11 protein-coding genes and 1 pseudogene are annotated in these 9,138 nt (G+C 46.0%); 7 read left to right on the top strand and 5 right to left on the bottom strand.

All coding sequences use genetic code 11. The features are described 5' to 3' along the window. Nucleotides 1-616 (top strand): family 20 glycosylhydrolase (locus AC4E7D_RS07695; protein WP_490173230.1); only part of this gene is annotated, 616 nt, incomplete at its 5' end. A 9-nt stretch (nt 617-625) separates the two neighbouring features. On the opposite strand, the gene AC4E7D_RS07690 is transcribed toward AC4E7D_RS07695, so the two are convergent. From AC4E7D_RS07690 to ruvX, 3 genes are read right to left on the bottom strand one after another with little or no spacing between them, the layout of a single operon-like run. Continuing rightward, nucleotides 626-1,057 carry a DUF5606 family protein gene (locus tag AC4E7D_RS07690; RefSeq protein WP_490173229.1) on the bottom strand — a complete coding sequence of 144 codons (432 nt, stop codon included), beginning with the start codon at nt 1,055-1,057 and terminating at the stop codon, nt 626-628. Between the two features lie 55 nt (nt 1,058-1,112). Then, a complete protein-coding gene (gene def / locus AC4E7D_RS07685) occupies nt 1,113-1,703 on the bottom strand; it encodes a peptide deformylase (protein ID WP_490173228.1) in 591 nt (196 codons plus the stop codon). Between the two features lie 4 nt (nt 1,704-1,707). Then, entirely contained in the window at nt 1,708-2,118 is a 411-nt protein-coding gene (gene ruvX, locus AC4E7D_RS07680; RefSeq protein WP_490173227.1) for a Holliday junction resolvase RuvX, read from the bottom strand. A gap of 101 nt (nt 2,119-2,219) precedes the next feature. Between ruvX and AC4E7D_RS07675 the strand changes: the two genes are divergently transcribed. Both AC4E7D_RS07675 and AC4E7D_RS07670 read left to right on the top strand, forming a co-directional pair. Continuing rightward, complete coding sequence (locus tag AC4E7D_RS07675) at nt 2,220-3,032, top strand: 2,3,4,5-tetrahydropyridine-2,6-dicarboxylate N-succinyltransferase (RefSeq protein WP_490173226.1); 813 nt, start codon at nt 2,220-2,222, stop codon at nt 3,030-3,032. 93 nt (nt 3,033-3,125) lie between these two features. Then, nucleotides 3,126-3,920, top strand: coding sequence for a glycosyltransferase family 2 protein (locus AC4E7D_RS07670; protein WP_490173225.1), 795 nt, complete (start codon nt 3,126-3,128; stop codon nt 3,918-3,920). On the opposite strand, the gene AC4E7D_RS07665 is transcribed toward AC4E7D_RS07670, so the two are convergent. Further along, nucleotides 3,902-4,726 carry a glycosyltransferase family 2 protein gene (locus AC4E7D_RS07665; RefSeq protein WP_490173224.1) on the bottom strand — a complete coding sequence of 275 codons (825 nt, stop codon included), beginning with the start codon at nt 4,724-4,726 and terminating at the stop codon, nt 3,902-3,904. The two genes, AC4E7D_RS07670 and AC4E7D_RS07665, sit on opposite strands and share 19 nt — an antisense overlap. A gap of 75 nt (nt 4,727-4,801) precedes the next feature. Between AC4E7D_RS07665 and AC4E7D_RS07660 the strand changes: the two genes are divergently transcribed. The 4 genes from AC4E7D_RS07660 to AC4E7D_RS07645 all read left to right on the top strand — a co-directional run bounded on the left by AC4E7D_RS07660 (nt 4,802) and on the right by AC4E7D_RS07645 (nt 8,737). Beyond that, complete coding sequence (locus AC4E7D_RS07660; RefSeq protein ID WP_490173223.1) at nt 4,802-5,722, top strand: ATP-grasp fold amidoligase family protein; 921 nt, start codon at nt 4,802-4,804, stop codon at nt 5,720-5,722. Continuing rightward, a complete protein-coding gene (locus tag AC4E7D_RS07655; RefSeq protein ID WP_490173222.1) occupies nt 5,695-7,116 on the top strand; it encodes a CCA tRNA nucleotidyltransferase in 1,422 nt (473 codons plus the stop codon). The genes AC4E7D_RS07660 and AC4E7D_RS07655 overlap by 28 nt, the downstream gene beginning before the upstream one ends. Nucleotides 7,117-7,184: 68 nt before the next feature. Next, nucleotides 7,185-8,219, top strand: coding sequence for a COX15/CtaA family protein (locus tag AC4E7D_RS07650; protein WP_490173221.1), 1,035 nt, complete (start codon nt 7,185-7,187; stop codon nt 8,217-8,219). 23 nt (nt 8,220-8,242) lie between these two features. Further along, nucleotides 8,243-8,737, top strand: a complete 495-nt coding sequence (locus AC4E7D_RS07645; protein ID WP_490173220.1) for an IS1096 element passenger TnpR family protein — start codon at nt 8,243-8,245, stop codon at nt 8,735-8,737. Between the two features lie 27 nt (nt 8,738-8,764). On the opposite strand, the pseudogene AC4E7D_RS07640 reads toward AC4E7D_RS07645, so the two are convergent. Next, nucleotides 8,765-9,138: pseudogene (locus AC4E7D_RS07640) on the bottom strand (hypothetical protein); the annotation flags it as partial.

The raw sequence follows: 9,138 nt of genomic DNA, 5'->3' as shown, positions 1-9,138 counted from the left end.
GTATTTTCATATAGGTGGGGACGAGAGCCACGTAACCGCTAAGGATGATTACCGCTACTTTGTATCGCGTGTGGAAAAAATCGTTCAAAAACACGGAAAAAAAATGATTGGTTGGGATGAAATCGCAACTGCGGATGTGGATAGCAGCTCGGTGGTGCATTTTTGGTCCAGTAAGGAGAATGCCACAGAAGGTTATAAGAAGGGGATGAAGGTGCTCCTTTCCCCGGCCACCAAAACCTATCTGGATATGCAGTACGACACCCTCTCTAAGTTTGGGCTTCACTGGGCCGCCTATATCCCGGTTGATACCGCATACGTCTGGACCCCGGAAACTTTTAGCGGCATTCCAAGAGACCGTATCCTGGGTGTAGAAGCCCCGCTTTGGTCCGAAACGATCAGCAATATCGATGAACTGGAATACCTGGCATTTCCGAGGATGATAGGCTATGCTGAATTAAGCTGGACCAAAGAGGAACACCGGGATTGGGAAAAATTCAAGGTTCGCCTGGCCAACCAGGCGCCCTACATGGACCGGATGGACATTAAATACTATCCGTCACCCCGAATCGACTGGAAACAGAGTAAGTTTACCTATAAGGAGATTGAAAAGGATTAAGCAGAGAGGCTATTCTTCCTCAGAGCTGTCGGCAGCTTCGGACTTATCTTCCGAAATGAATTCCGTGATGCCGTTTTCATGCAGGAGGTTATACCATTGAATTACCTTTTTGATATCGCTGGGATATACGCGATCTTCATCGTAGTTGGGTAACAGGTCAAAGAAATAGGCTTCGAGGTCAATTTTACTGGCTTTATGGCCAATAGCCGTTTTTTGTCCGTTCTCCTTTTCCTTGATCTTCTGGAAAACCTGTGCCAGCGGGAGTTCTTCTTCAAGCGTATACACGGCAATTTCAGACAGTACGCTCACGTTTCCGCGCATCCCTACTGTTATTTTCTTACCATCCATGAGGGATTCTGCAACGAAACCCCCTCGGGTTTGTGTAACTAATCTGAATAATCCAGGTTTACCACCTATGGCAAGTATTTTTTCTAAACTCATATGCCTTGCTGAAATTTGGGGGCAAATATGATATAATTATTTTATTTCTGCTTTTTTATCTGCCTTTTTTTAGAGCTGGAAAACGCATTTTGTAATCGACCTCAATTTTACCCTTGGATATGTTATTCAACCTGCCCTTCAGCAGTCGTTTCTTGAGGGAAGAAAGCTTGTCAGTAAACAGTATCCCTTCAATATGATCGTATTCATGCTGAATGACCCTGGCCAATAATCCTCTATACTCCTTCTTGTGGGGTTTAAAATTCTCATCCAGGTAACTAATAGTAATGGTATCCTTGCGGGCAACGTCTTCCCGGATATCCGGAATACTAAGGCAGCCCTCGTTAAAGGCCCAGTTACTCCCGGTCTCTTCCTCCATATGGGCGTTTATGAATACCTTTTTAAAACCCCTCAGTTCTTCCTGTTCCTCAGGGCTAAGCTCTTCATCTTCTGCAAAAGGAGAAGTATCTACCAGGAAGAGCCGAATCGGCAAACCCACCTGAGGTGCTGCCAGTCCAACCCCATTGGCTTTATACATGGTCTCCCACATATTGGCCAACAGTGTTTTCAGCTCGGGATACTCCGGTGTTATGTCTTTCCCCACCTTTCGCAGAACGGGGTCCCCATAAGCTACAATTGGTAATACCATTAGTTTACTTTCTATCGAGATAGGCCTGTAAGATCAGCGTCGCACTGATTTCGTCAACAAGGGCCTTATTTGTTCGTTTTTTCTTCTTCACACCTCCCGCTACCATAGTTTTCACTGCCAGCTTGGAAGTAAATCGTTCATCTTGTCGTTCAATACTAATTTCCGGATATCGTGCCCGGAATTTACGGATAAACCCTGCTATCAGGGGTTCTGATTCGGAGGGCTGTCCTCCCATTTGAAGGGGCTTCCCAACAACCAGTACATCTACCTCTTCCGCTTCCATGTAGGAGTCAAGAAAGTCAAATAGTGCAGGGGTATCCACAGTGGTCAGGCCTGAAGCGATTATTTGAAGAGGGTCTGTAACCGCAATACCGGTTCTTACCTTTCCATAATCTAACGCCAGAATCCTTCCCAAGTTCAATTTTTTTGCAAAAATAAGCCTTATTCTGTAATGACTGTAAATTTTGACTTTTTTATAAGCCGCAACTCCTATCTTTGCCCAAATTTTCAGGAGTTATGGAGCTGAGAACTATCATTGAAAACGCATGGGATAACCGCGAGTTATTACAACAGAGCACAACCCAGGAGGCCATTCGGGAGGTCATCTCCCAAATTGATGCCGGGGAACTGCGTTGTGCAGCACCCACTGAAACAGGCTGGCAGATCAACGAATGGGTAAAAAAGGCTGTTGTCCTGTATTTTCCTATCCAGAAAATGGAGACCCTGGAAGCAGGTATTTTTGAATACCACGATAAAATTCCCTTAAAGAAGGGATATGAAGCAAAAGGGATCCGTGTAGTTCCCCATGCCGTTGCCCGTCACGGGGCTTATATCGCTCCCGGAACAATTCTCATGCCCAGCTACGTAAATATAGGGGCTTATGTGGATACAGGTACCATGGTAGATACCTGGGCTACGGTTGGAAGCTGTGCGCAAATCGGAAAAAATGTCCACCTAAGTGGCGGAGTCGGTATCGGCGGTGTGCTGGAGCCCCTGCAGGCTGCTCCTGTGATCATAGAAGACAATGCCTTTATCGGCAGTAGGTGTATTGTTGTGGAAGGGGTCCGCGTGGAAAAAGAAGCCGTACTCGGGGCGAATGTAGTGCTTACGGCCAGTACCAAGATTATCGATGTAACCGGCGAATCTCCGGTTGAAAGCAAAGGTAGGGTTCCGGCGCGTTCAGTTGTTATACCAGGTAGTTATACGAAGCAATTCCCGGCCGGTGCATATCAGGTCCCATGTGCCCTGATTATAGGGAAACGTAAGGAAAGTACTAATAAAAAAACATCGCTCAATGATGCATTGAGGGAATACAATGTAGCTGTTTGATTTGCAGAAACTGCTATATTCACATAATTTTTCTGTGCTTTTTTAGTTATTACAAACGGACATAGGTCCAAACAAACTGAAGGTCACCAATTAATGAGCAAATCGCGAGAAAAAATATCGGCACTGGTAATTACTTACAACGAAATCGGTTACATCGAGCGTTGTTTGGAATCCATACGCTTTGCAGATGAAATTATTGTCGTAGACAGCTACAGTACCGACGGTACCTACGAGTACCTTCTGGAACAGCCGAATGTTACCGTGATCCAACATCCCTTCCACAATTTCACCGCACAAAAGTCCTACGCGCTGAAACAGGCTCAGAACGACTGGATCCTATTTGTAGATGCAGATGAGGTTGTATCTGAACCCCTGAGGAATGAAATTCTGAATACCGTTTCAGGTAAGCCAGAACACGCGGCTTACTGGTTTTACCGCACTTTTATGTTCCAGGATCGTGTCTTGCGCTTCAGTGGATGGCAAACAGACAAGAATTACAGGCTTTTCCGAAAAAGTAAAGCGAGGTTCAGCGATAAAAAGATCGTACATGAAACCCTTGAGGTTGATGGAACTTCGGGCATATTAAAAGAAAAGCTCACCCATTACTGCTATAAAAATTACGAGGACTACAAACAAAAAATGCTTACTTACGGCCGGATGAAAGCCAAAGAAGCCTTCTATAAGGAAAAGCATTTTAATTATTTCTCTTTCGTGCTAAAACCTGCCTGGAAGTTCGTCAACCACTACCTGCTGCGTCTGGGTATCCTGGATGGAAAAAAGGGACTGGTCATCTGCTACCTGAACGCGCTGTGTGACGTGGAGCGCAACCGCGAATTGAAAAAGCTGGAGAAAAAGAACGAACTCGCGTATTACTTGGTAATGCCATAGTTGGTCCAGGCAAGGCCTTTGCTTCTGGTGGCCTTTCTTATCGCCTTGTTTTTAGCAATAGATTCCGGGGTTTTGTATCCCCGCTTGTGGTCCAGATGGACACATACTGCACTGTAACGGCGTTGTTTGGATTTTATACCCAGATTAAACAGCCTTTCTCCCAGTTCACGGTCCTGGCCACCGTATTGCATTCGCTCATCAAAACCGTTGACCTTTAGGATATCCTCCTTCCATCCCGATGAATTGTGCCCGTTCCAGCTGGCATTCGTTGGGGTTATCGAGTTGAGCACCTTGGACAGAAAACCATTGGCCGTGAGTTTATTGTTCTTGAAGGATTTGGGAATCCCTTTGGATTTCAGCCACTGCATATTAAAGCAGCGCTGCTTCTCAATGTCTTCCCTGGTGATCATCTGGGAGATGTTCATGGGTAACATATAATATCCGCCCGAAATGAAATAGCCTTTTTCCTTGTTGATATAATGTACCAGGACAAAGTCTTCCCTGGGGATACAATCTCCATCGGTCATGATGATATACTCAGAATTACACGCAACAATGGCCTTATTGAGGATACGGGATTTCTGAAATCCATCGTCTTCCTGCCACACATGGACTATGGGGTAAAAAACCTCATCAGCCATTTTTTCTATTAATGCCTTAGTGGCCGGACCGGAACCATCATCGGCAATTACCACTTCAAACTCCTTAAAAAGCTGGCAATTGAAGCCCCATAGCACCTTCTCTAACCAAGCCTCCGAATTGTAGGTGCTTACTATAACAGATATTTTGGGTTGCTCTTTCTGCATCGCTGTAGATCATGCAAAAATAGGAAAGTCTGTCTTATGGTATATCTTTGTAACAGCAATTAAACGAATACCTCCTTGAAGAAGCTCTTCCTCGGGTTGCTGAAAAAGCTGAAATTCCTCCCGCCGCCCCTATATGTCAAAATCTACTATGAATACTATACGGGGAAAAAGCTGGACCTGGAGGACCCCAGGGAATTCAATGCTAAGATCCAATGGCTTAAGGTGTACTACAAAAATCCACTATTGACACAGCTGGTGGATAAATATGCAGTGCGTGAGTACGTAAAAGAAAAGGTTGGGGAGCGCTACCTCAATGACCTACTAGGTGTATACGACAAGGCTAGTAAAGTAAACTTTGATACCCTCCCAAACCAATTTGTGATCAAAGGGGCACATGGATTTCACTTCAACCTGATCGTTCCTGATAAATCCCGGCTTAATCGCCGAAAGGCCCGTTATCTGATGACCAAATGGCTCTCGAAAAACCAGTACTATCGCGGCGGTCTGGAATGGGCCTACAAAGATGTACCGCATCGCCTGATCGCCGAGCGCTACCTAAGTGAAATGGGAAAGGCCGTTATCAATGATTATAAATTTTTCTGCTTTTCGGGAGTTCCCGAATACGTTCAGGTGGATATGGGCCGGGGGATGGAAAACCATCGCTGCTTCTTCGATATGGACTGGAAAAAACAACCCTTCAATGTTGGTCTTACCAATTTCTATGAAGGCGAGCTGGCACCTCCGGCAAATTTCGAAGAGATGAAAACCGTAGCCAAAAAGTTGGCTGCAGATTTCCCCTTTGTGCGGGTGGACCTGTATAACATTGACGGGAAGATACTCTTTGGTGAAATGACCTTTTATCCTTCGGATGGGCGCAATGAATTCCGTCCTGAAGAATACAACCGGATTTTAGGGGATCACTTGGCACTCCCTCAGCCCTGTGACCGAAGTGGTAATTTTGCAGCACCATGGAACAGTATTACAAGGAAGCATTAACAGACCCGATCTTTGAAAAGATTTCAAAAGCCTCTCAGGAACTGGGGTCGGATTCCTTTGTAATTGGCGGATACGTCCGTGATTATCTTTTAGACAGGGGAACCCCCAAAGACATTGATATTGTTGCTGTGGGGGAAGGCATAAAACTGGCCAGGAAAGTGGCCTCGCTTCTGCCTGGCAAGCCTGATGTAAAAGTCTTTAAGAACTTCGGCACTGCGATGATCAAACACCGCGGCAGAGAACTGGAGTTTGTGGGTGCCAGAAAAGAAAGCTACCAGCGCCATAGCCGCAAACCTGTCGTGGAGCGCGGCACTCTGGAAGACGACCAGAAACGCAGGGATTTTACCATAAACGCCCTGGCCCTTTCACTGCAACCGAGGAAATATGGACTGTTGCTCGACCCGTTTTCCGGCCTGCAGGATTTGGAAAACAAGATTTTACGGACACCCCTTGATGCACATATCACCTATTCTGATGACCCGCTCAGGATGATGCGTGCCATTCGCTTTGCAACACAATTGGGCTTTACCATTGAAGAAGATTCCCTCAGGGCCATTTCTGAAAACCGGGAGCGTATCCAGATCGTTTCCAAAGAACGAATTGTGGATGAGCTTCATAAAATCATGTTATGCCCCAAACCTTCCGAGGGATTCCGACTGCTTTACCAAACCAAACTCTTGCCCCTGATCCTGCCGGAATTGACAGATTTACAGGGTATTGAGGAGGTTGAAGGACAGCGGCACAAGGATAATTTTTGGCATACCCTTGAGGTGGTGGATAACATCTCTGCATCCACTGACGATCTCTGGCTTCGCTGGGCGGCCTTACTTCACGATATTGGAAAAGCTCCTACCAAGCGCTTTGATCCCAGAATTGGATGGACATTTCACGGCCATGAATTCGTAGGATCAAAGATGGTGTACAAGCTTTTTAAACGCCTGCGCATGCCACTCAATGAGAAAATGAAATTTGTTCAAAAGATGGTACGGATGAGTTCCCGTCCCATAATTTTATCGGAGGATCATGTTACGGACTCTGCCGTTCGCCGCCTGGTTTTTGACGCCGGTGAACATGTAGAGGACCTGATGACCTTGTGCGAGGCGGATATCACTACCAAAAATCCGCGAAAACAAAGAAAATACCGCAATAATTTCCGGCTGGTCCGACAGAAAATAGAAGAAGTTGAGGAACGTGACCGGATACGGAATTTCCAACCCCCGGTCAGTGGGGATGATATCATGCAGGCCTTTGGAATAAAGCCCTGCCGGGAAATAGGCGTTATTAAGGAAGCCATCAAGGAAGCCATCCTGGAAGGAGAGATCCCTAACGAATTTGATGCGGCGCACGAATTTATGCTGCGTAAAGGCCGTGAAATTGGGTTAAAACCATTATAAATATCCGGTCTTCTACCCCTTAATTTCGAACAAGGCCTTAATTTTGTACCCCATTTAATTTTTTGGTGATGAAAAAGCGATTCCGATTCCTGGCTAAACTATCTCTCATCCTGGTCTATCTGGTTATCATGGCCGGTGCTATAGTGCGTATGACAGGCAGCGGAATGGGGTGTCCGGACTGGCCAAAATGCTTTGGTTACCTGATCCCGCCTACCGAGGAAAGTGAATTGGTCTGGACCCCTGGAAAGGCCTATGAACAGGGACAGGTGATCATCAGGGATGAAAGCCTTCGGGTAGCACAGAAAGCCTTTGTCTCAGACAGTACTTACAACGAAAAAAATTGGGCGCCTTATGACAAGCATGACTATGCCGTCTTTAATGTCTACCATACCTGGACAGAGTTTATAAACCGCCTTCTGGGAGCACTGGCGGGGTTTGCAACTTTAGCACTTGCAATAAGTTCCTTAGGGTACTGGAAGGAAAAGAAACGGGTAACGCTATTGTCCATACTTGTGGTGTTGGCCATGGGGTTCCAGGCATGGCTCGGGGCCACTGTGGTGTATTCCGTACTTGCACCGGTAAGGATTACCCTGCATATGGTTATGGCGCTTGCCATAGTTGCCCTACTGATCTACCTCATACAGTTTACGGGGAAACGCGTTCCATCGGATAAAGCAACAGCTGTTCTCCGTACCCTGATGCCCGCAGCGCTGCTTATGACCATTATACAGGTAATCCTGGGGACCCAGGTAAGGCAGTTTGTTGACGAGCAGATCGATATGGTCGGGGAAGCAGCAAAATCACTATGGCTGGCCGATCCCAATATGCAGTTCTACATCCACAGGTCGTTTTCGATCCTTGTGTTGCTCCTAAATGTGTATTTGGCGTATACCATATACAGGAACCGTCTCGGGTTTTCAAAAATCAACTGGGTAATGGGATTGTTAGTGGTAGAAATTGTAACAGGGATGGTTATGTATTATGCAGATTTCCCCTTCAGCAGTCAACCGTTGCACCTCTTTCTCGCCGCAGTGCTTTTTGGTGTACAGTTCTTTCTCGTGCTCGACGTCTACACTGCAGATAAAAAGGTAAAAACTTTGTAATTTTGCTCCCATAGATCATCGATATGATATTTAAAATCAGGATCATACTGGACGCAGAAGAGGACATTTTCAGGGACATTGAGATTGAAGGCTCAAATACCCTGGAGGACCTTCACAATGCAATTAACCAGGCTTTTGGTTTCCTGGGCGATGAAATGGCTTCCTTTTACACCTGTGATGATCGCTGGAACCAGGAAGATGAGATCCCCCTCTTTGATGTAGGGGAAGGGACTTCCGAAGTGCGTCTGATGAGGGACACCCTGATCCAGGACCTGCTTACGGAGGACAACCCCAAACTGATCTATGTCTACGACTTCCTGAGTATGTGGACCTTCTTCGTAGAACTGGCCGATATTGTAACAAAGGAAGACGGCAGGTCCTACCCCAACCTCTTGTTCAGTTTCGGCGAATTACCCGAAGCTCCCCCGGAAAAGCAATTTGAAGCAGAAGGAGGGCTGGATTTTGACGATAACCTCGAGAGTTACGAAGATCTGGACTTTGACGAAAACTGGAATTAGCACCCCCTAATCAAGGAATACAGCTGATCAGGTCCTGTTCTGAACATTCATTTTCTTGTCAATTATTTGCTTCATACTGACATCCTGATAATTCCGCTTGACAAAATCCAGCGCCAGGTAAAGCAACTCACCCATGGTTTTGCAATTTTTGAAATTCATATCGTGGGTAAGGTCGTAGATTTGTTTGCCCAGCAGCTCAATATTCTCAGGCAGGGAAATATCATCTTCTTTACAGATGTTTACCAGGCGGTTGATGCGCTCCCCTGAACTGATTATCCGCTTGGCCACTGCAGAACGCTCCTCGATCTTATACTGATCTACCGAATCCCGTAATAATTTGTTCTGTACCATTTCCACCATGGTGTAGTTCTCTTTGAAAAATTGTGGACGGTACACCTTTA

The sequence above is a fragment of the Lentiprolixibacter sp. genome (genome assembly GCF_982873095.1).
This window is presented reverse-complemented; position numbering and strand designations above follow the sequence as displayed.

Bases quoted from the DNA above. Each gene is read 5' to 3' on its own strand.
- AC4E7D_RS07650 (WP_490173221.1), top strand. From the start codon at position 7,185: ATGAAAAAGCGATTCCGATTCCTGGCTAAACTATCTCTCATCCTGGTC.
- AC4E7D_RS07690 (WP_490173229.1), bottom strand. From the start codon at position 1,057: ATGAGTTTAGAAAAAATACTTGCCATAGGTGGTAAACCTGGATTATTC.
- AC4E7D_RS07645 (WP_490173220.1), top strand. From the start codon at position 8,243: ATGATATTTAAAATCAGGATCATACTGGACGCAGAAGAGGACATTTTC.
- AC4E7D_RS07675 (WP_490173226.1), top strand. From the start codon at position 2,220: ATGGAGCTGAGAACTATCATTGAAAACGCATGGGATAACCGCGAGTTA.
- AC4E7D_RS07655 (WP_490173222.1), top strand. From the start codon at position 5,695: ATGGAACAGTATTACAAGGAAGCATTAACAGACCCGATCTTTGAAAAG.
- def (WP_490173228.1), bottom strand. From the start codon at position 1,703: ATGGTATTACCAATTGTAGCTTATGGGGACCCCGTTCTGCGAAAGGTG.
- AC4E7D_RS07670 (WP_490173225.1), top strand. From the start codon at position 3,126: ATGAGCAAATCGCGAGAAAAAATATCGGCACTGGTAATTACTTACAAC.
- AC4E7D_RS07665 (WP_490173224.1), bottom strand. From the start codon at position 4,726: ATGCAGAAAGAGCAACCCAAAATATCTGTTATAGTAAGCACCTACAAT.